A 22,121-nucleotide genomic window follows, 5' to 3' on the forward strand; every position below is an offset into this window, starting at 1 on the left:
TTTTATTGCGCTTCGAGTTCTTCGCCCCGCTTTGCGTTCTTCGCCCCTTGCGATGAATGCACCGCTATATTGCCGAAACTCAGCGCGATATATCACTCCACCGCTCAGCTCGCTTCGGAGTTCACGCCCCCACCTTCCAGCAAGACCTCCGTCACTGCCTCCGAAAACCGTTTCGGCCGGCCCTCGATCATTACCCGTTCCGGGTTCGACGGATCCCGCTCCACCTTGGGAAGCCCGTAAGCCAGGAGCGCGCGCGCGCAACCTGGCCAGTCCGGGTTCCGCGCCAAAACCGGCTCGTTGACAGAGGCCCAGGAAAGCGTACCGAGCACATCGTCTCCGAAGCCTTGCGTCTCACGCCAGCTAGCTCCGTGAGAAAGCAGAAAGGCCGTGAGATCCGCGTCACCGTGAAAGACAGCGTGGTTTAACGCCGTCGCATCCCAGTCTCCTCCGCGCGCGGCAATCGGCCAACCGAGTTGGACCATCACCTTGACCGCAGAGATCGATCCCCATGCCGCGGCATCGGGCAGCAAGCGCAGCCGGTCCTCCGGCAACGCGCCTGGCAGATCCGGACGTCGGGCCTGAATACGACGCGCCTCGATCGCGTCAGCACGTCCACAAGCTGCCACGAAGTCGTCATCGTCGCTTAGCGTCTCCTGCACTCCGTAGGTACGCAGGAGTGCTACGACTTCCGGTAGGCCGACCTGGCTCGCCAGCCGATAAGCACTGATGCCGGCGGGCGTCTGCGCGGTGGGATCGGCGCCGGCCGCCAGTAGTGCGGCAATATGGCGAGTCGATCGGCTCACGGCGATCGCACGCAGCAACGGAGGCCCCCAGACTTTCGTGGGCCCCTCTCCCGCCGGCTCGTTGGCGTCGCCACCATGCGCCAGCACCAGTTCGAGGGCAGCCGGGTCCGGCATATCTAGCGCTCGCCGCAGCGCATTCGTCCCGGCGACACGCGCGCCGTACCGGAACAGCAAGCGCGTGCAGTCCGGATTTTCCAGCGAGTGATAGAGCGATTCACCGTCATTGGGATCCGCGCCCGCCTCCAGAAGCATCTCTGTGAGCGCCAGATCGCGGACAACGCCGGCCGCACCGTAAAGCGCAGACAGCGGCTCCGACTCGTTGGGTTTTGCGAGAGAAGCCGGTGGAAACCGGTTACCGATACGCTGGTTAGGATCGGCCCCGGCCGCAAGAAGGTGCTGGGCGCATTCGCGTAGCGGTGCGATGAACTCCGGCAGTTGACCCAGCCTCGAGTGCGTCACCGCGACGAGCGGCGGGAGGCTTAGTGGTCCCCCCGCGCGGTTGACCCACCCGGGATCAGCCGCGGTCATTCGCGACACCACTTCGAGATGCCCCGCAGCGCAGGCCACGTACGCGTCCGTGGCCAGAAAGCCGGGGTGTTCCTGTAGAAGCTGAACTGCAACGCGTGGCCGTGCCGCGTTATACGTTCCTGTGACATCGCCACCATAGGCGAGGCCAAGCCAGCGGCGTATCAGAGCCGCCTGATCGTGGTGCGCGAAAGCACTCGTCTCGACATACAGCGCGAGATCCGCCCAGGAAGAAAAACCGTACTCGCGCGCGATGCAGGACTGCGCGTCGTGTAGACGAAGCTGAAGCGCTATCGCTTCGCTATCTGAGCGGTGCGCGGCGGCGGGAAGATGATTGACGAAGCGGGCGATCGCTGTTGCGTTGTCGTCGCGGTAAAGACGCAACAACTCCTTCGCCTGCTTCTTGAGATGGTCGAGATTGGCCTTGGGAGGCAGCTTGTTCATGGCGGATCCTCGTGCATTGATGGCCGAAGGTCCGCAATACCGCCAGCACAAAGGATGGTGAGATATCTGACACGCTGCAACAGGTGGGTTCAACCCTTTCCGCGGACCCAGAAGCGGCCTGCACCGCTAATCCGGATGCTAGGCGATGGTGTGCTGCTCCGTCAACCCAGGCTCGAGGCGGAGGTCAGCCCTGCTGGACAGGACTGACAAACTGCTCGATATACGCCTGCCGAACCCTTTCGACTGTAGCGAGCCAGGACTCCCCTTCGGCTCGCCGAAAGAGACGCAGCATATCCGGATACCAGGGCGAGTCCGCTCTTTCCTGCATCCATCGCCAGTCGACACCCGTCGTGGGAAGCAGTATCCAGCAGGGCGTACCCAGGGACCCAGCAAGATGGGCTATCGCCGTATCGACGCACACGACCAGATCCAGCTGGCCGATGATTGCAGCGCTGTCGGCGAGATCCTCCACCTCCGACCCGAGGTGCAGAAGCGGTTGATCCGCGGGCGGGCATTGAGCTTCGGCCTCGCCCTGCCCCTTTTGCAGACTCACGAAGCTGACGTCAGGCCGGCTCCAGAGAGACGCCAGCGTAGCCAGCGAAGGTAGCGACCGGTGCGCGTCATTGTGGTGCTGCGGATTGCCCTTCCACACCAGCCCGACCTTGCGGCCAGGCGGAAGCGTTGCGAGCCGCGAGCGCCAACGCTCGACGATCGACGGCTCCGGCACCAGGTGAAGCGGCGGCGGAATCGTTTCCAAGGTCGTACGGAGATGCCAGGGTGAGCTCATCAGGCTCGTCCAGCAGTCGAATCGCGCGGATTGCGCGAGCGCCGTTTCATGATCCACGACCTCGTCGAGACCATCAACGGTGGCCATCAGCCTGCGTAAGGCAGGCGCACACGCAAACGCAATGGTCGCGGCCCCTCGCGCCTTGAGCAGTGCGAAATAACGGCCGAACTGAATCATGTCGCCAAGGCCGTCTTCCTGCCAGACCAGCAGGGATTTGCCTGCCAGATCGTCCCCTTGCCACTGTGGGCAACGTAGCAGGACGCGCGAATTGTGGTGAGCAAATCCGGGATGCTCGTAGCGCGACTCGTAAAGCTCCCATCCTTGCGCGTACTGTCCCGTGCCCAGCAGCAGCGTTCCCAGATAGAACCTGGCATCGGGATAGTTGGGGCGCAACGCGAGCGCTTGCCGGAATGCGGTTTCGGTCTCCGGCAGACGATTGAGGCGCTTCAACGTGCTACCGAGATTGTAGTGAGCCTCGGCGTATCCGGGACGTAAGGCGACCGCCTGCTGAAAGTGCGCAACGGCTTCGGGCAGACGCTCGAGTGCTCCGAGTACGCAGCCGAGGTTGTGATGCGCCTCCACGATTCCCGGCCGGCAGCGAAGCGCCTGTGTATAAGCCTCCTCGGCCTCGGCTAGCCGATTGAGGGCATAGAGCACATTCCCGAGGTTATGGTAAGCCTCGGCATAGTCCGGATTGGATGCGATAGCTTGCCGGAAAGCGGCCTCTGCTTCGGGCAGACGCTTGAGTTGGAGCATCACAGCACCGAGATTCGCGTGTGCTTCCGAATAGTCGGGTCGAATGGTCGATGCGAGCCGAAACGCGAGCTCGGCCTCGCGGAGCCGGTTGAGCCCCAGCAATACTCCGCCCAGGCTGTTCAAGGCAGCGGGATTGTCCGGCTTCAGCCGCAGCGCTTGCCCGTAAGCCACCTCTGCCTCCGAAAGGCGTCCTTGCTCCTTAAGCACGTTGCCGAGGTTGTGGTGCGCTTCGACAAAATCGGGACGCGCCGCCACAGCAAACCTGTATGCGGTCTCGGCATCGTGGAGCCGGCGAAGCTCGTGAAGTGCGAGGGCCAGATTGAAGTGGGCCTGCGCATAGCCGGGGCGAATTGCAATTGCCTGCCGGTATGCCGTCTCCGCCTCGAGCAAATAGCGGAGATCATGCAGAGCCGCGCCGAGATTGTGGTGAACCTCGGCAACGCCGGGCCGAATTTTTTGCAACTCCTTGTAGATCGCCACGGCCTCCGCAGGACGCTTGAGCGACATGAGCAACGTACCGAGGCTGTCATAGGCCGCAGCGAAATCAGGCTGCAGGTCGATACATTGGCGCCAATACGTTTCCGCATCCGCCAGCCGGTTCAGGCCGAGCGAGCACGCCGCAGCGATGTTGAGCGCCTCAGCGCGAAGCCCTGGAGGAACAGTTACGGTCGAGTCGAGTGCTGGCTGAACAATGGACAACGCTTCGGAAAATTTCCTCTCCGAAAAGAGTGAACTGGCTTGCTGAATGCGGTCTATGACGGGAAGCGCGGGCTTCGGCGCGAGTGGCATGGGATTTGGATTGTCTTCGGAGGCGCCCCAAGATCTTGATCCGCCAGGGGCGCCCTCCTGCAAGTTGCGTCAGACCTTGGCGACTGAGGCCTGATAGATCTCTTCGATGGCTTCCTTGAGCGTCGAGTCGAACTCACTATCGCTCATCGATACCTTGAGTTCGTTGATCAAGGCCCTGGAGAAGCTGGCGATCATGCCGTGATTTTTAGCGAGCCGTTGACACGCGTCGGTGCGCGTATAACCGCCGGAAAGCGCGACGACCCGTGCCACACGCGGATGATCGATCAGCGGACGATAGAAGTCCGGTACGTCAGGTATGGTCAGCTTGAGCATCACCTGACGGCTCTCCGGCAACGCGTCGAGACCTTTGGTCAACTCCGCGAGCAGCGTGGCTTCCGCGCCCGGCTTGTCCGGACTCTTGATCGAAATCTCGGGTTCCAGGATCGGCATGAGACCGTGGCCGTCAATCTGTGCGCCCAGTTCAAACTGTTGCTTCACGATTGCGGCGATACCCTCTTTCGAATTCAGCTTGATGACCGAACGCATCTTCGTGCCGCAGATACCGAGTTTCACCGCCCGCTCGAGCAGCGCGTCCAGCCCAGGAATTGGTTTCATCAGCTGGACACCGTCCGCTTCGTCCTGCAGGCCCTTATCGACCTTCAGGAACGGCACGACGCCGCGATCCTCCCACAGGAAGGCCGGAACCGGCTTCCCCTGAGCCTGCCCGTCCATGGTGGCTTCGAACAGAATGGCTCCGATGACCTTGTCCCCGGTAAAGGCGGGCGCCGTGATGATGCGCACCCGCATCTCGTGGATCAGTTTGAACATCTCGGCGTCGCCACTGTAGGCGCTCTCCGGGATGCCATAAAGCTTCAGGGCACCGGGGGTCGACCCACCGCTTTGGTCCAGGGCCGCGAAAAATCCCTGTTTTTCACGAACTTGCGTCAGCATCTTCTCATCAGCCACGATTTGCTCCCTTTTTCGACAATGGAAATCGGACCAGCACGCCCAGTCGGGACATAGTGCTCAATACGGTCAGTGTATCAAACGCCCATCACATACAGTTCTCCGGGCCGCCTGCGCCCGACGCCAGCAAGATTCGGGCTCGGGTCGTCCAGTTAAAGTATCTGCGCTGACTGCCGATATGCTGTGTGAGTAGCAGCCCTCCAGGGGGCGCCCAAGCAGCCCTGTTTTGCAAAGAATCAGGTGCCGATCGGACCGACGTCGAAAAGTGAACCCCAAGTGCGACAAACTGCGTTTGCGTCTTTGCTGTCCATCTTGGCCTGTTTGATTGTTTTTTCGTTGTGCGGTTGCCATCAGCAGGACCAGACTTCTTCGAGCACGAGCGCGCCCGCCAGCACCACGATCACCGCCCTGATCTGGGCTCCCGACTGGCCGCAGGAAATGCTGCAGATTGCCGCCGAATTCAGCAAGCTGAATCCAGACATACACGTGGATGTGCAGTTCATGATCGGCAACTCGGTGGAGGAAAACATCAAGCCGCGGGTCGCCTCCGGCAACTTGCCCGATCTGGTAAGTATCAACCCGAATGCCTACGCAGCCGACCTGGCCGATCAAGGGCTCCTGGCCGATGTGAGCAAGACGTCCGCCTGGAACAACATGCTCGACCCGCTCAAGAAGGACTGGACCAATCGCCAGTCCAGGCACTTTGGAATAGCGGGTGGAGTGGCGACGACGCTGATCTACTACAACGAGGACATGTTCGCGAAGGCAGGGATCAAGGAACTGCCGACCAGTTTCAACGAATTCCTGGCGGTGTGCGAACAGCTCAAACGGGCGGGTATTACGCCTATCATGTGGAACGGCGGCTTTCCGAACATGCTCGGCAACGGCCCTTTCAGTTCAGGCTTTGCCAACAATGTGGTGGCGCACGAGCCAGACTGGAAAAACCGGATCAGCGACGGCACGCTGGATCTCAACACCCCTCAGGTAGCGGATATTTTCGCCAAGATGTTGCTGATACCCGAACGTGGTTTCGTCCAGGACTCGTTCATGACGACCGGTTACGACGATGGCATACGGCTTTTCAAGGAAGGCAAGGTCGCGATGGCTTTTCACGGCAGTTGGGCCGCCGGTCTGTTGCTGCACGGGAACCCCTTCAAGGTAGGCGTATTCATCCCACCGTGGAACGCGCCAGGTGAGCGGGTCGTGCCGGTAATCGGCAGCGAAACCGGCTTTGCGGTGTCCGAGACGCCGAAAAAGGCCGCTGCGATGCGTTTTCTCGAGTTTATCGCCGGGCAGGGGTTTCCCATTCTGCAGACAAAACGCCAGAACATCTCCCCGTTCAAGCAGGTCTCGGGGAAAGCAGTTAGCGATCCGAAGATTATCGACTACACCAACACGGTTAGTCGCTATGCGGTGACCGGAAGCCCGTACTATTCGTTTCTACCCTCCAATTCCATCGAGCGTTTGCATCGATTGATGCAGGATGTGCTGTTTGGCAAAATCACGCCAGGACAGGCGGCGAAACTCCTGGACGAGTCGGTTAAGAATGAAGCGAAGATGCACTACAAATGACTTCCCTGCTCGGTTGGCTGCGAAACGCATTCGCCTACTTCTCGTTAGATCTGCTGCGCCGTGTCGAGATTCGCTACCGGCTGATAACCGCGTTCATCCTGCTTTCGCTGATCCCGATACTTGTTTCGGGCTACATATCGTATGTAGATTCGACCGCGGCGATCAAGCAGAAGGCGGAGATATTCTCGAAAGAGGTGGTCAAACAGGTCGCCAAAAACATCTCGCTGCGCATGGAGCAGATCGAGACGGAGAGCAGTCTGCTGGTGCTCTCCGATCGCGTTCAGGACGCGCTGACCCGCGTCGCGAGCGGCAATGAAAAGGAGCAAAGCGAAGCGCGCCAGGATATGACCCGACTGCTCCTCGAGCACTACGGCGCGGTTGATTACATCAACCAGAAATATCTGCTCGACCAGAACAACCGGATCATGGACACCCAGGCGTTCGCGCAACTGACGCGGGGTGTCGTGCGTCTGGTCCAGCAGGCGCCCAACCGCAATGGCCGGCCTTACTGGGGTAGCTACGACAACGGAGCCGGTCAACAGGACTTGGGGATGGTGCGCGCCATCATCGGCAAGAGCAACAATCAGCAGATCGGCAATCTGGTTCTGGTGATTCGTCCCGAACATTTCTCGGCGATTTTCGATGACGTCGCTACGGGCAGCGGAACGGAGATCTACGTCGTCGACGCCAGCACCGACAAGCGGATTGTCGGCGCCGACGGCACTTCGGTGACCACCGACGGCAGGGCCGAGCCGGGCCTGATCGAAAAAATCACACAGGCCGATCCGCACGGCGAGCCGAGTGGCTTCGTCGACTTCGAGGGCACAAGTGGCGGCCGATATCTCGCCGCGTACACCGCCATCGCCGGAACGCCATGGTTTGTGGTCAGTACCATCCCGGAGCAGAAGCTGACTGGGGAGGCACAGTCGGTGCGCAACCAGATCATCCTGGTGGGCATCTCGGGGTTTCTGCTTTCCATCTTCCTCGCCTACTTCATTTCTCACAGCATCTCTGCCCCGCTCAAGGAACTGGTGCGAAAGATGCACGACACCGGCAGCGACGCGGGCGCCGAGGTAGAGATACCGGTGGACGCACACAGCGACATTGGCGCCAAGGATGAACTGGGTAGACTGGCGCAGCGGTTCGAACGAATGAGTGCGGCGATCAGACAGAAAATCCAGAAGATCAACGAGATCAACGCCTCTCTCGAGCAAACCGTCATCGAGCGCACAGTGGAACTGGTCGCGCGCGAGCAGGAGTCGCGCACGTTGATCGAAAACTCGCCCGACACGATTACGCGCTACGACCGCGATCTTCGCCGCACCTACGCCAATCCCGCGTTCTGTGTTTCAGCGGGCCGCAGCCTCGCCGAATCGCTCGGCAAGCGGCCCTCAGAAGTCCCGGGCGGCGCCAATGCGCTGACCTATGAGAGGAAGATCAAAGAAACCATTACAACCGGCAAAAGTCATCAGTTTGAACTGCGATGGCTCGGCAAGGATGGAAAGGAACAGTGCAGTCATATCCGGCTCACGCCGGAGATCGATGCATCGGGCAAGGTGAACTCCGTGCTGGCGGTAGGCCGTGATTTGTCGGACCGGATGGTGTTCGAGGCAACGATCTGGAAACAGGCCAATTTCGATGCGCTGACCCATCTTCCGAATCGCCAGATGTTTCATGAGCGTCTCGACCACGAAGCTGGCGTGTCGGATCGCTCTGGGCGGCCCATGGCCCTGATGTTGATCGATCTGGACCGCTTCAAGGAAGTCAACGACTCACTGGGACACGATACCGGCGACATCCTGCTGATCGAGGCGGCGAGACGCATCACCTCTTGCGTGCGTGAAACCGACACGGTCGCTCGTCTTGGCGGCGATGAGTTCACGGTCATTCTGTCCGGGCTGGACGACACCGGACGCATCGAACAGATCGCGAAGACGGTCATCGCCAAGCTCGCCGAGCCGTTCAAGCTCGGCGCGGATGAGGCCTTCATTTCTGCGAGTGTCGGCGTCACGCTATACCCCGACGACGCCAGCGAACTCGACGTTCTCTTCAAGAATGCCGACCAGGCCATGTACGCGGCGAAAGCCGCTGGACGCAACCGTGTCCACTATTTCACGTCCGAGTTGCAGGTGGCGGCGGAAAAGCGCCGGCGTCTCACGAGCGATCTTCGCACCGCCTTGCAAGCGGAACAGTTCCAGGTCTATTACCAGCCCATCGTCGATCTCGCGACGGGCGAAATCTACAAGGCCGAAGCACTGATACGCTGGATGCATCCCGAACGCGGCACGATCAGTCCGCTAGATTTCATCGCCTTGGCCGAAGACACGGGGCTCATCGTTCCAATTGGCGACTGGGTGTTCAAACAGGCCGTGCGCCAGGCGCATCAATGGCGCCAACGATTCCATCCGTCGTTCCAGATCAGCGTCAACATTTCACCGGTGCAGATTCGTCAAGACAATCTGGTGTGTATCCAATGGTCCGAATACCTCATACGGGAAGGGATGCCCAGACAAAGCGTGGCCATTGAAATAACCGAAGGGTTATTGCTGGACGCGGAACTGAATGAGAAGTTGCTGAGTTTCCGTGATGCGGGAATGGGGATTTCGATCGACGACTTTGGGACCGGCTACTCGTCCCTGGCGTATCTGAAGCGCTTCGATATCGACTATCTCAAGATCGACCGCTCATTCGTGCAGAACCTCGGCTTCGACGGCGGCAACCAGGCGCTTTGCGAAGCGATGGTCATGCTGGCTCACAAGCTTGGGCTTCAGGTGATCGCTGAAGGGGTCGAGACGACAGATCAACGCGACTTTCTCGCCGCCGTGGGTTGCGACTTTGCGCAGGGCTTTTTGTACTCCGAGCCAGTTCCGTCCGATCAGTTTGAGGAGCGGGTGTGGCCGGCCGTCACGGCGATTGCTGACTAGGAACGACGCGACGCGCCCTATAATCAGCCGATCCCCACCCGCGCCCTCCCCATGGAACTCAGGCAGTTACGCTATTTCGTCAGTGTGGTTGCCCACGGCAGCATGGGGCGCGCCGCGCTCGAGCTCGGCGTGGTCACATCGGCACTGAGCCAGCAGATCAGCCGGCTCGAAAGCGAACTCTCCACTCGGCTGCTGCGGCGCACCTCGTCCGGCGTGGTGCCGACCGATGCCGGCCTCGCCTTCTGGCGCCAGGCGCAACTCGCGCTGCGTCACGTGGATGCGGCCGCGCTGGCAGCGCAGGAAGCGCGGCTATCGGGGCATGTCAGCGTCGGGCTCGCACCGAGTACGACGGGCGTGCTCGGGCTGCCCTTCATCCAGGCCATGCGCGAGCGCTATCCGGAAGTTCGGCTGCACATGGTAGAAAGCCTGTCCGGTCATCTGGGCTCGATGCTCGACGCGCGCCAGATCGACCTCGCGATTCTGTTTCAGGAAGAACCGGCTCAGCGCTGGAGCAGCCTGCCGTTGCTCGACGAGCAGTTGTTCGTGATCGGCAACCCGACGCTGGCCGGCATGCCGGCCACAGCGTCGGTATGGCTCGCGCAACTGGAGCGCTTGCCGCTCGTCCTGCCAAGCGGATCGCACGGATTGCGTGCGCTGCTGAGCGCCGCCTTCAGGCGCGCGCACTACGAACCGCTGATAGCCGCGGAAATCGACGGCCTCGCGATGCTCATGGACACCGTGCGCGCCGGCATTGGCGCGACGATCCAGCCGGGCGCCGCACTGGCGCGCCCCGAAAACGCCCAGCTCACCAGTATCCCGATCCTCGATGCCGACGTGACGCGCCCCAACCTGATCGTCAGCGCATCCGACGACGAGCTGTCGCCGGCTGGCCTCGCCGCGCGTGTCGTGCTCCTCGATGTCGCGCGCGAAATCGTGGCCGCCGGCCGCTGGCCCGGCGCGGCGCTCCGCGCCAGCGCGACCCTTCACGAAAACTGAAGCCCCCTTGCCCCGCCGCCCATGGCGGTGCGGCGCGTTCGCCCGTACAGTGCGAGCCAAAGGAGACAACTCGATGGTCGATGTTCTCGTCATCGGCGGCGGCAATGCTGCGCTATGCGCCGCCCTCATGGCTCGGGAAGCCGGTGCTTCCGTTCTGTTGCTGGAGGCCGCGCCGCGCGAATGGCGCGGCGGCAATTCACAACACACCCGCAATCTGCGCTGTATGCACGACGCGCCGCAGGACGTGCTCGTCGATGCCTACCCCGAAGAGGAATACTGGCAGGATCTGCTGAAAGTCACCGGCGGCCTCACGGACGAGGCGCTCGCGCGGCTTGTAATTCGCGCGTCGTCGACCTGCCGGCCGTGGATGCGCCAGCATGGCGTGCACTTCCAGCCGTCGCTCTCGGGCGCGCTGCATACCGCCCGAACCAACGCTTTTTTCATGGGCGGCGGCAAGGCCCTCGTCAACGCCTATTACCGCAGCGCGGAACAACTCGGCGTGCAGATCCGCTATGAAACGCCGGTGCAGCGCATCGAGCTCGACGGCCCGCGCTTCGTGGCCGCGTGGGCGGGCAACGAACGCATTACGGCGCGCAGCTGTGTGCTCGCGGCGGGCGGCTTCGAGTCGAACCGCGCGTGGTTGCGCGATGCCTGGGGCGTCAACGAGCGCGGAGAACACCCCGCCGACAACTTCCTGATCCGCGGCACGCGCTTCAACATGGGCACGCTGCTGCGCTTCATGATCGACGCGGGCGCGGACAGCATCGGCGACCCGACCCAGGCACATATGGTGGCAATCGACGCACGCGCGCCGCTCTACGACGGCGGCATCTGCACGCGCGTCGACTGCGTGTCGCTCGGCGTGGTGGTGAATCGGGACGCCGAACGGTTCTACGACGAAGGCGAGGACTTCTGGCCGAAGCGCTACGCGATCTGGGGGCGTCTCGTCGCCCAGCAGCCGGGGCAGACCGCCTGGTCGATCATCGATGCGAAGGCCGTTGGACGCTTCATGCCGCCGGTGTTTCCGGGCGTGCGGGCGAACAGCTTGCCTGAACTTGCAACGGCCCTCGGACTCGACCCCGCGCGTTTCATGGAGACCCTTAACGCGTACAACGCCGCCTGCCGCCCCGGCACGTTCGATCACACGAAGCTCGACGATTGCCGCACCGATGAGCTCGCTCCGCCGAAGACTCACTGGGCGCTCCCGCTCGATACGCCGCCATTCTTCGGCTTCGCCTTGCGTCCGGGTATCACGTTCACTTATCTCGGCCTGAAAACCGACCAGACGGCCGCGGTTCGCTTTGGCGACGAGCCTAGCGAAAATCTCTTCGTCGCCGGCGAAATGATGGCCGGCAACGTGCTCGGCAAAGGCTATACGGCCGGCGTCGGCATGAGCATCGGCACGGCATTCGGCCGCATCGCCGGCACCAACGCCGCCGCGCATGCCGTCGCTTCGGTACATAAGGAAAGCAGTCGTGCAAGCTCTTGAAAAACTGATCCAGCAAGCCAGCGACGAGTGGTCGCCCGTCGCCGTGACCGTCGCAAGGGCGCCGCTTCTCTCCGTGCCGGAGGACGAAGCCGCCCGGATCCTGCAGATCTGCAACGCGTGCCGCTACTGCGAAGGCTTCTGCGCCGTCTTTCCGGCCATGACACGGCGCCTCGAGTTCGGCACCGCCGACGTCCATTACCTGGCGAACCTGTGCCACAACTGCGGGGCCTGCCTGCACGCGTGCCAGTACGCGCCGCCGCATGAGTTTGCCGTCAACGTCCCGCAGACGATGGCCAGCGTGCGCGGCCGCACGTACCGCCTGTTTGCATGGCCCCGTTCGTTCGCGGCGCTGTACGAGCGCAACGGCCTCGCGGTCGCCCTCGCGCTTGCGGGCGGCGTCGCACTGTTCCTGATCCTCGCGCTCGCGATGAGCGGTAACCTGTGGCAGGCCTCTGTGAGTGGTTCGTTCTACGATGTGTTCCCGCACACGCTGATGGTCGATATCTTCGCGCCGGTCTTTCTGTTCGCTATCTGTGCACTGGGGATCGGTGTGCGTCGCTTCTGGCGCGAAGCCGTGCCGGGCTCGGCCAGTGGCGCGGCGCTTGCCGAAGCCACCAGCGCGGTCGCAACGCTCCGGTACCTGGGTGGTGGACACGGTGAAGGCTGCAACAACGAGGACGACCGCTTTTCGCTCGCGCGCCGGCATTGCCACCATGCCACTGCCTACGGTTTCGCGTTATGTTTCCTGTCGACATGCGTCGCCACGCTCTATCACTATGTGTTCCGGCTCGAGGCGCCGTATGCCTATACGAGCCCGCCGACACTACTCGGCACCGTCGGTGGCATTGGCATCGCCGTGGGTACACTCGGTCTTGGCTGGCTGAATCTGCAACGCCATCCCAACCAGGGCGACGCCGCGCAAAAGCCGATGGATCTCGGCTTCATCGCTCTGCTGCTAATCGTCGCGCTCAGTGGCCTCGCACTCATGGTGCTGCGTAGCAGCGCTGCGATGCCCAGTTTGCTGGCGCTGCATCTCGGCGCCGTGATCGCCTTGTTCCTGACCATGCCTTACGGCAAGTTCGTTCACGGACCGCTACGCGCGGCCGCGTTGCTCAAGTGGGCAATCGAGCGCCGCCAGCCGAACCGGGTCGGCCTTACGGATGACTGATCAATCCAGACAACCTGCTCGCAGCTCTCCTGTGTTCAGAGACCGTGGGCGTCCCTCTCCGTCTGGAGCAGAACCAACCCTTGGATAGGCGCCGCAGCGCCCATCCTCTGCAGCTCACTCCCGATAGCTCGGATCGATCCGGTCCAGCTTGCGCAGCAACGCCGGCCATTCGAGCAGGCCGTACGGACGACGCGTCTGCGGCTGGTAGTTCATGTACGTTTGTTCGAGCACTTCGGGCGAGACTTCGTTGAGTTCGACACCGCACGCCTGCGCCGCCAGTTGCGAGCGGCACGACAGCTCCAGTCGATGCATCGCGTTGAACGCCTCCGGAATCGTGCGGCCGACGGTCAGCAACCCATGGTTGCGCAGGATCAGTGCGTTGTTGTCGCCGAGATCCGCGATCAGCGAGTCACGTTCGCTCGTATCGAGCACCACGCCGCAGTAATCGTGATAGCCGATCTTGTAGAAGCGCATGGCGGTTTGCGTCATCGGCAGCAGTCCGCATTTGAGCGCCGACACGGCCATCCCCGGCCAGCTATGCGTATGGATCACGCAGGCAAGCTCGTGCTTCGCCTCATGAATCGCGCCATGAATCACGTAGCCGGCGCGGTTGATGCCATAGTCCGCGCCGACGAATGCAGGTTTGCTCAGAATGTTGCCATCGTTGTCGATCTTGATGAGACTCGACGCCGTGACTTCTTCGTACAGCATCCCGTATGCGTTGATCAGGAACGCCTCTTCGCCGGGCACACGCGCGGAGATATGGTTGGCCGCCATGTCGGACATGCCGTAGTGTTCGACGAGGCGATAACACGCGGCCAGGTCCACGCGCACCTGCCACTCCTCTTCGGAACAGTGTTCGCGCATCGAGGGGATGTCGAATTCGGGAATCGGTTTCATGCGATGCTCCTGCAGGTCATAAAGGAAGTGAACAAAGGAATACGTGCTTCATGCGGTCATCTGCGAATCGCTGCGGCGCAGACATAAGGCGGCCACCAGCGTGCAGGCGATACAGGCCGACGCGTACAGGTAGAAGCCCTGTTCGTAGCCGACGCTCTTGAACCAGAGACCCGCATAGCCGGCGGTGCCGCCGAACAATGCGGTCGCAATCGAATAAGGCACGCCTACGCCGAGCGCACGCAAGCGCGCAGGAAAGAGGTCCGCCTTCGCAATCGAACAGACCGACGTATAGCCGCATACGATCAGCAGCGCCACGGCAAGCAGCAGGAAGGCTGTGGATTCGCTGTGGGTGTGCGCGAGTGCAGCAAGCAGCGGCCAGGTACCGAATGTCCCGCCCACGCCGAACGCGATCAGCAGAGGCCGTCGTCCAATGCGATCCGAAAGCGCGCCGAACAGCGGTTGCACAAGCATGAACAACGTCAGCGTGGATAGCGACACCCACGCGGAGGCACGTGCCGAGAGCCCCACCGTGTTGACGAGATAGCTGTGCATGTAAACCGTGTAGGTGAAGAATGCGAGCGTGCCGCCTGTGGTGAGGCCGAACACGAGAATCACGGGACGCCAGTGCTTGCGCAGCTCGGAAAGTCCGGTGCGTTCCTTGGCGGCTTCGGAGAGGTTGCGAAAGTCGGGCGTTTCGTCGATATTGCGGCGCACCCAATAGGCGACTAGCGCCAACGCCGCACCTGTGATGAACGGTACACGCCAACCCCACGCGTTGAGCTCAGCGCGCGAAAAGAAAAACTCCTGCAGCAGGACCTGGACGAGCGTGGCGAGCAACTGGCCCATGATCAGCGTGACGTAATGGAAGCTGCTGTAGAAGCCGCGACGACCAGGCTTGGCAATCTCGCTTAGATAGACCGAACTTGCGCCGTACTCGCCGCCGAGAGAAAACCCCTGCACGAGACGCGCGAGCAGCAACACCAGCGGCGCGAGGGCGCCAATCTGGACGTAGGTTGGACACAGGCCAATCGCAAGCGAGCCGCCGCACATCAGGATGACCGAGAGCGTGAGGCCGGCGCGCCGGCCCCGCCGGTCTGCGTAAAGGCCAATCATCCAGCTTCCGATTGGACGCAGCAGGAAGCCCAGCGCGAACACGGCGGCTGCGCTGAGTAGCTGGATGGTGCGGTTCTCGCGCGGGAAGAACGACGCCGCGAAATAGATTGAAAACGTCGTGTACACATGAAAGTCGTACCACTCGATCAGATTGCCGATCGAGCCGCCGACTATCGAACGCGCCGCACGGCGCGTTGATGACCCCGCGTGGATGCCCGGCACAGCATCAGGGGCGGCGGCCGTTGCGTGTATGTCGTTCATGGACGTTTGTCTCCTGTAGTTTTGTGTAATGGCCTTCTGTGCGGCCTTAAGTCATGCCGGCGCCGAACGGATCGTCCGGGCCGGAAACGCCACTAGCAATACAACAGCACCGCAACCGATGATCGCGCCCAGCACGACCAGGCCGCTGCCGAAGCCGGCCGCGCCATGACTCATCCAGCCCAGCGCGGCAGTACTCAACGCACCGCCAAGCGAGCCGATCACGTTGATCACCGCGATACCGCCGGCTGCGGTTTCGCGTGTGAGGTAAGTCGGCGGAATCGACCAGAACACTGAAAGACAGGAATAGTGGCCCGCCGACGCCACGGCCAGCAGGACGATCGCCACGACCGTGTTGCTGTGAAAGAGCGGCAGCATCGCAAGCGCCGCGGCAGCACAAACGAGTGCGATAGCCGCATGCCAGCGCCGCTCGAGCGTGCGGTCCGAGTGGCGCCCCACTAGCAGCATCACGATGGTCCCGATGAACGCCGGGATTCCCGCCAGAACGCCAACGTTGACGACCTGCGCCACGCCCGAATTACGGATCACCATCGGCGCCCAGAAGGCCAGCGTGTTGCCTAGCGAAAAACTGCACGCGAAGGTGAAGCCCGCGCAGAATACGCGCGGGTCGGACAGAATCGCGCGAAACGGCGCGTGCTTCGAGCGGCGCGTCTTGTGGCTTTCGTCACGGTCGAGATCCGCGAGAATGAATGCGCGTTCGGCGCTTGCCAGCCAGGGCGCTGTATCGGGCCGGTCACTCAGCACGAAGAAGAGCACGACGCCGAAGACGGCCGAGGGCATGCCTTCGAGCAGGAAGAGCCACTGCCAGCCATGCAGCCCGAGTTGTCCCTGGAACGCGTGCATGATCCATCCCGAGAGCGGTGTGCCGAGCGTCGCCGCGAGTGGAATGCTCAGGTAGAAGATCGACGTCATGCGTGCACGACGCCGCGCCGGAAACCAGTAGCTCAGGTAAAGAAAGATGCCGGGCGTGAAACCGGCCTCGGCCACACCGATCAGAAAACGCACCAGGTAAAACTGCATCGGCGTACGAACAAACATGGTCATCGTCGACAAGATTCCCCAGGCCACCATGATGCGCAAGAAGGTCTTGCGCACGCCGATGCGGTCGAGCATCAGATTGCTCGGAATCTCGAACACCACATAGCCAACGAACAGCAGACCGGCGCCGAAACCGTAGGCCGCATCGCTAAACCCAAGGTCGGACTTGAACTGGATCTGCGCAATGCCGATGTTGATCCGGTCGAGATAATTAAGGATGTAGCCGAACACCAGCAAGGGCAGGATACGCAGCGCGACCTTGCGATAGACCGCCCGCTCGAACGCGTCAGCCGTCGCGCCTGTGTCGAGAGTTGCGGGGGGCGAATCGATACTCAACGCCATGCGGTAACTCCAGTTGGTGGGCTGCAAGTGTGATCAGACGACGGCGAACTGCGGCGGCACCGCATTGACGAGCGGTGCGCCGCGCTGCCAGCGCGCCAGGTTGTCGAGCCAGATGCGGCCGACGGCGTCGTAGTAGCTGTCCGAATGCCCTGCGGTGTGCGGCGAGATCAGCACGTTGGGCAAATCCCATAGCGGCGAAGCCGCATCGAGCGGCTCGCGTTCGAACACGTCGAGCCATGCGCCGGCGAGCGCGCCGCGCGCAAGGGCCTCGATAAGCGCGGACTGCGCCACCACCTCGCCACGCGCCACGTTGACGAGGTAAGCACGTGAAGGCAGCGATGCGATTCGACGCGCGTCGATCAGGCGTGTTGTGAGCGGCGTCAGCGGACACGCGAGGATTAGCCAATCGGTGTGCGGAAGCGCATCGTCGAGTTGTCCGAACGAGATCGTACGTACGGTCCCGCTCGTCTCTGCACCCGCCGCTCCGCCCGCGCCGCTTTCGCGGCGCACGACGGTGACGTTCATCTCGAGAACCCCGAGCAAACGCGCGAGCCGCTGCCCGATCGGACCATAGCCGACAATGAGGGCATTTTGGCCCGCGAGGTCGCTTGGCGAGGCCTCGCCAAGCAACGGCTCCCACGCATGACGGTGTTGAGCTTCGTAGAGACGGCTAAAGCGGCGCGCGAGCGCAAGCATTCCGCCGAGCGCCGACTGCGCCACGACACCCGCGTTCGCCCCCGAGGATGTCGTGACGGTCACACCGCGCTGCAGCAATTCCGGGAAGATTGGCCGGTCGGCGCCGGACGAATGCGTATGGACCCATGCAAGACGAGGCGATTCACGCAGTACCTTGTAGAAAGCTTGCAGTTCCGCGGTGAGGTCGGTCTTGGTTGAGCGACCCGTCACATCGCGGCTGATGAACGCAATGTCGGCTCGCCCGCGATGCGGCTCGTCGGGCGTCACGATGCGGTAAGCGGTATCGCCAAGCACGTTCGCGATCGCGCCACCCAACCGTTCGGCCGCCGAGCGCGAAAGTAGAATATCCAAAGCCAGTCTCCGTCTTTTGTTCGAATGGGTGGGGTACCTCCGCCGGGAAAACCGGCACACTCCTGTTCAGATTGTGGCCGCCCCAGATAGGGCTGCTGTTCATTTTGGCGAATGCAGCGTTTCCATTTAGATAACGCTCGAGCGGCAAACGATCCGTACCATGCAAGTATGCGCTGCGCTTTGCCGCCTTCCGTTCAGCCCGACTAAACACCTGTTCACAATGACGAAACCCTGCCTCGGTCCCCTGCCGCCCCCGGCCTTTGTGCCGGCCGCCATTCCACCGCGCGCGTGTGATTGCCATGCACACGTGTTCGGCCCTTACACGCAATTTCCTTTGGCCGACGAACGCAGCTATACACCACCGGAAAACCCCGTGACGCGCTTCATCGAACAACTCGATGCCACAGGCTTCGCGCGCGGCGTAGTCGTAACAGCAAGCGTGTACGGCACCGATAACCGCTCTCTCGTCGACGCACTCCGGCAAGCCCCTACGCGATTGCGCGGCGTGGCGGTAATCGACGGCAGCACCTCCGAGGCCGAGCTCGACAGCCTCACGCTGCATGGGGTGCGCGGCGCCCGCTTCAATCTCTATCAGGAGCACGGGCAGAAGGTGTACCGCAACGGCGCCGGCCTCGACGATCTGCGCGCCCTCGCCCCGCGTCTTGCGGCGCGCGGCTGGCACGCGCAGATATGGGTTCACGCGCCCGACCTGCCGGAACTCGCGCCCACGTTGCGTGCACTGTCGATCCCGCTAGTCGTCGATCACATGGGGCGCATGAATGTTTCACGCGGCACGGATGACGCCGGCTTTCAGACGCTTGTCGCCCTGCTCGCCGACGGCGCCGCGTGGACCAAGATATCGGGCGCGGATCGGATTTCCGCAACGGGGGCACCGTACGAAGACGTGTTCGCCTTCGAGGCCGCGATTCTTGCGGCCAACCCCGATCATGTGGTGTGGGGCAGCGACTGGCCGCACGTCAATTACTTCGAGTCCGCAAGGATGCCGGACGACGGCACACTGATCGAGCATTTCTTGCGCGCCGTGCCCGATGCTGCGTCGAGACAAGCCATACTGGTAAGCAATCCGGCGCGCCTCTACGATTTCCCGCTTTGATCCTCGCGCACTGCGCGCGGCAAGCCGGGGACCTCGCGTATCATGCATCCACCCTTGCGGGCGTGGCGAAACGCCGGCCCGCGTCATCCCATGGATCGTCCCGCGCATGAAAATGGATTTGCCCGGCCTCCAGATGCTGGTGGCCGCCATCGAGGCGAAGAGCCTTTCGAAAGCTGCAGAACGCGAGAATCTGGCTACGTCGGCGGCGAGCAAGCGCATCGCCGAGCTGGAGCGGCGGCTCGGCACGACGCTGCTCGTGCGCCATGGACGCGGCGTCGAACCGACACCCGCTGGCGCGGCGCTCTATCATCGCGCGAAGGCGATCTTGCGCAGCGTCGAACTGGCGCAAAACTCGGTAGCGGAGTTCGGCATGAGCGGGCAGCCGAAAATCCGGCTGGCCGCGAACCGCTCGTCGATCATCCAGTTCCTGCCGCAAGCGCTTAGCCGTTATTACGTGAGCGAGCCCAATGTTCAGATCGAACTGCAGGAACGCTACAGTTACGACATTCCGCGCTTGATCGCCGATGCCGATTCGGACATCGGTATTTATCATGCCGTCACGCCCGCGCCAGGCATTCATTCGATTGCCTACCACCGCGATCGCGTCGTGCTGGTCGTGCCGCTCGACCACCCACTCGCCACGCACAACGAAACAACGCTCGAAGCGGCAAAGGACTATCCGTTCGTCGGCTATTTTCCGCGACACTCATATGAGGCGTTTCTGTCGCTCGCTGAAGACGGGTTGTCGCGACCGCTCAATGTTCGCATCGAAGTTTCGAACTACGAAGCACGCTGCCGCATGATCCGCGAAAGGATCGGCATTGGCATCATGCCGGAGCTGATTGCCGCTTCCTATCTCGGCCGTTATGGTCTTAGGGCTATCCGCCTGCTCGATGGGTGGGCAACTCGCCAGTTCTATATTGGCCTTAGGAACAGCGGCGAGCAGCCGCCGCTGCTGGCGACTTTTATTGCGCATTTGCTCGCTGCGGCGGCGGATGAGAAAGCATCAGAATGAGGCTGCTGGGGCAGCCTCGTATCCCAATGCAAAGATTCCTCCTCCAGAATTTTTATTCTCGGATATCATAGGCGCCGTCGTACACCGTCAACACTCGGTCCCACTTGGCGTCAGGCTATTGTTTTGTTTCAGGGCGGACCCACTGCAATCAGGAGGTTTGGATATGAAAGATCTTTACACCGCAGCTTCAGGCGACTTTCTTCTGAATTCTTCCATGCATTGGGATCATGACCACGCTCGAATCCAACCTGCTTTGCAAGACCGCGTCTGCGCGTCTTAGCCTTCATCCTCCAAGTCCTCAACGTCCAAGCAGGACACTCGGCCCTAATGGGTCTGCAATCGTTGAACTAACGCGCTGGTTGCGCGTCTTCCTTCTCCAGCGAAATAACCCGCGCCTCGGCAGCATTGGCGCCGGACTAGCGTGCCTTGCGCAAGTCCACGGATTCCGCTTGCTCCACGATCCCCCTCCTTCCAGGCGTTGCGTTTTCTAGCACGCTCTCCAGACCTCATGCAGGCCTAAACCGCGTCGCGTCAGTCGTCGCGGTGGCTCGCGCTCGTCCCATACATTCCGGCGGCGAACGCATCGGGTCTCGTTAGTCATGCTTATTTCATTCAGCGTGGCACGCCACCGTGTGTGCCTGTGGCATTGAAGCATCCCTATGCGAATGCCCGACCTATAGATCATTCAGGAACTAACAATCTTGTCCAACTCCTTAAGAAAACTGGGCTTCAACGATCACTTCGCAGAACACGCCGCACGCTACGGCATCGGCCAACCCTATCGCGTCACCGAGGACTTCGGCTTGCGCTTTGTCGTATCCGGCGACGCAGGAGGACAACTGCGACCATTCAACCTGACCTTTGCGAGGAAGAGCGAACGAGCGCCGATCATCGGCGACTGGATACTTGGCACCCCGACGGAAACCGGCGAAGTCGAATTTATCGACATCCTCGAGCGCAGTAGTTGTTTCCAGCGCAGTACAGGCGAGGACCGTGTGCAACTGCTGGCGGCCAATGTCGACAAGCTGTTCATCGTCACGTCCTGCACGGACGAGTTCAACTTGTCGCGACTCGAACGCTATCTGCTCCTGGCTCGCGCGAACCACATCTCACCCGTTCTTGTCCTGAACAAGGCCGATCTGGCGATGGACCCAAATACCTATCTCGAACAGATCGCGGAACTCGGACCGGAAATCCCCGTGTGTGTGCTAAGCACTTTTAGCGAACCGGGGGTAACGCAACTCAAGCTCATGATCGCGGAGGATGAAACCTGCGTGTTCGTCGGGTCTTCTGGCGTTGGCAAGAGTTCCATCGTGAACGCCTTGACCGAATCACAACGGCAGTTGACGCTAGGCGTAAGCGCTAAGGGCGCGCGCGGATCGCATACGACCACCAGCCGATCACTGTTCATGCTGCCGGAAAGCGGCGTGATCATCGACACCCCGGGCATCCGGAGCGTCGGCGTAAGCGCTAGCGCCGATAGCCTGAGCGACGCCTTTGAAGACATCGCGCACTTGATGAGCCAGTGTGCATTTCGCAATTGCGGGCACAACGGGGAAGCAGGTTGCGCGGTCACGCAGGCCGTGGACGAAGGTCGCCTAACGTTAAGACGCCTCAACTCGTACAAGAAGTTACAGCGCGAAGCAGAGTTCTTTGAGGACAAGCAAGCGGCGATGCGGCGCCAGCGCGACGAGGCCAGGCAGCGGGCAGCGCGACGGGGCAGCCGGCAAAGATTTGAGCGTGATCCGAAATGAGGGGAAGCCCTAACGCAACGACTAGCGGGTTCCACACCGCTGTCGTTGCTACGCCACACCGACGTCCTCCTCTAGGTAAAACATTTTTATTTGTATCTAACAAATTTAGAAATATGTATCTTAGCTAGATTACATCTGGCAACACCCTGTAATGGCTGTGTTAGGTAAAAACCCCAAGCAACGGGCTTGTGCAGCTCGCACATAGGCGGTGCACGACAATGAGCGTAATCTGTGCACCCTTTTTGAAAGCACAAAAAAGGTGCTGGGGCAGAGAGAATTACAAGCATTTGTCGGCAAGCG

15 protein-coding genes are annotated in these 22,121 nt (G+C 61.6%); 8 read left to right on the forward strand and 7 right to left on the reverse strand.

Annotated elements, in window-relative coordinates:
* Positions 1 to 104 precede the first annotated feature (104 nt).
* From P3T20_RS15005 to P3T20_RS15015, 3 genes are all read right to left on the reverse strand, one after another.
* Positions 105 to 1,772 (reverse strand): ankyrin repeat domain-containing protein, encoded by a 1,668-nt coding sequence (locus P3T20_RS15005; RefSeq protein WP_429287183.1) that lies wholly within the window; start codon positions 1,770 to 1,772, stop codon positions 105 to 107.
* Between the two features lie 184 nt (positions 1,773 to 1,956).
* A complete protein-coding gene (locus tag P3T20_RS15010) occupies positions 1,957 to 4,104 on the reverse strand; it encodes a tetratricopeptide repeat protein (RefSeq protein WP_429287184.1) in 2,148 nt (715 codons plus the stop codon).
* Positions 4,105 to 4,173: 69 nt separating this feature from the next.
* Positions 4,174 to 5,070, reverse strand: coding sequence for a fructose bisphosphate aldolase (locus P3T20_RS15015; protein ID WP_074267236.1), 897 nt, complete (start codon positions 5,068 to 5,070; stop codon positions 4,174 to 4,176).
* A 336-nt stretch (positions 5,071 to 5,406) separates the two neighbouring features.
* Between P3T20_RS15015 and P3T20_RS15020 the strand changes: the two genes are divergently transcribed.
* The 5 genes from P3T20_RS15020 (at position 5,407) to tcuB (ending at position 13,219) form a co-directional block, all read left to right on the forward strand.
* Entirely contained in the window at positions 5,407 to 6,642 is a 1,236-nt protein-coding gene (locus P3T20_RS15020; RefSeq protein ID WP_429287444.1) for an ABC transporter substrate-binding protein, read from the forward strand.
* On the forward strand, positions 6,639 to 9,566 hold the full coding sequence (locus P3T20_RS15025) for a bifunctional diguanylate cyclase/phosphodiesterase (RefSeq protein ID WP_429287185.1): 2,928 nt from the start codon (positions 6,639 to 6,641) through the stop codon (positions 9,564 to 9,566). Before P3T20_RS15020 ends, P3T20_RS15025 begins: the two co-directional genes overlap by 4 nt.
* Before the next feature lie 51 nt (positions 9,567 to 9,617).
* A complete protein-coding gene (locus P3T20_RS15030; protein WP_074267233.1) occupies positions 9,618 to 10,562 on the forward strand; it encodes a LysR family transcriptional regulator in 945 nt (314 codons plus the stop codon).
* Between the two features lie 73 nt (positions 10,563 to 10,635).
* Entirely contained in the window at positions 10,636 to 12,051 is a 1,416-nt protein-coding gene (gene tcuA / locus P3T20_RS15035) for an FAD-dependent tricarballylate dehydrogenase TcuA (RefSeq protein ID WP_074267232.1), read from the forward strand.
* Entirely contained in the window at positions 12,038 to 13,219 is a 1,182-nt protein-coding gene (gene tcuB / locus P3T20_RS15040; protein ID WP_429287186.1) for a tricarballylate utilization 4Fe-4S protein TcuB, read from the forward strand. The genes tcuA and tcuB overlap by 14 nt, the downstream gene beginning before the upstream one ends.
* 114 nt (positions 13,220 to 13,333) lie before the next feature.
* Here tcuB and P3T20_RS15045 read toward each other — a convergent pair whose 3' ends face one another.
* The 4 genes from P3T20_RS15045 to P3T20_RS15060 are packed head-to-tail and all read right to left on the reverse strand — an operon-like array spanning position 13,334 to position 17,938.
* The gene (locus P3T20_RS15045; RefSeq protein WP_074267231.1) at positions 13,334 to 14,119 is read right to left on the reverse strand and encodes a class II aldolase/adducin family protein; all 786 of its coding nucleotides are present in this window, start codon (positions 14,117 to 14,119) and stop codon (positions 13,334 to 13,336) included.
* A 48-nt stretch (positions 14,120 to 14,167) separates the two neighbouring features.
* The gene (locus tag P3T20_RS15050; RefSeq protein WP_083611600.1) at positions 14,168 to 15,493 is read right to left on the reverse strand and encodes an MFS transporter; all 1,326 of its coding nucleotides are present in this window, start codon (positions 15,491 to 15,493) and stop codon (positions 14,168 to 14,170) included.
* 51 nt (positions 15,494 to 15,544) lie between these two features.
* A complete protein-coding gene (locus P3T20_RS15055; RefSeq protein WP_083611599.1) occupies positions 15,545 to 16,891 on the reverse strand; it encodes an MFS transporter in 1,347 nt (448 codons plus the stop codon).
* Between the two features lie 33 nt (positions 16,892 to 16,924).
* Positions 16,925 to 17,938 (reverse strand): D-2-hydroxyacid dehydrogenase, encoded by a 1,014-nt coding sequence (locus tag P3T20_RS15060; RefSeq protein WP_254368960.1) that lies wholly within the window; start codon positions 17,936 to 17,938, stop codon positions 16,925 to 16,927.
* Positions 17,939 to 18,158: 220 nt separating this feature from the next.
* On the opposite strand from P3T20_RS15060, the gene P3T20_RS15065 reads away from it, so the two are divergent.
* The 3 genes from P3T20_RS15065 (at position 18,159) to rsgA (ending at position 21,821) form a co-directional block, all read left to right on the forward strand.
* Positions 18,159 to 19,052, forward strand: a complete 894-nt coding sequence (locus P3T20_RS15065; RefSeq protein WP_074269294.1) for an amidohydrolase family protein — start codon at positions 18,159 to 18,161, stop codon at positions 19,050 to 19,052.
* Positions 19,053 to 19,158: 106 nt separating this feature from the next.
* On the forward strand, positions 19,159 to 20,067 hold the full coding sequence (locus tag P3T20_RS15070) for a LysR family transcriptional regulator (protein ID WP_429287187.1): 909 nt from the start codon (positions 19,159 to 19,161) through the stop codon (positions 20,065 to 20,067).
* A gap of 701 nt (positions 20,068 to 20,768) precedes the next feature.
* Entirely contained in the window at positions 20,769 to 21,821 is a 1,053-nt protein-coding gene (rsgA, locus tag P3T20_RS15075; RefSeq protein ID WP_429287188.1) for a ribosome small subunit-dependent GTPase A, read from the forward strand.
* Positions 21,822 to 22,121 lie beyond the last annotated feature (300 nt).

The organism is Paraburkholderia sp. GAS206C, from assembly GCF_050435645.1.
GTDB lineage: Bacteria > Pseudomonadota > Gammaproteobacteria > Burkholderiales > Burkholderiaceae > Paraburkholderia > Paraburkholderia phenazinium_B.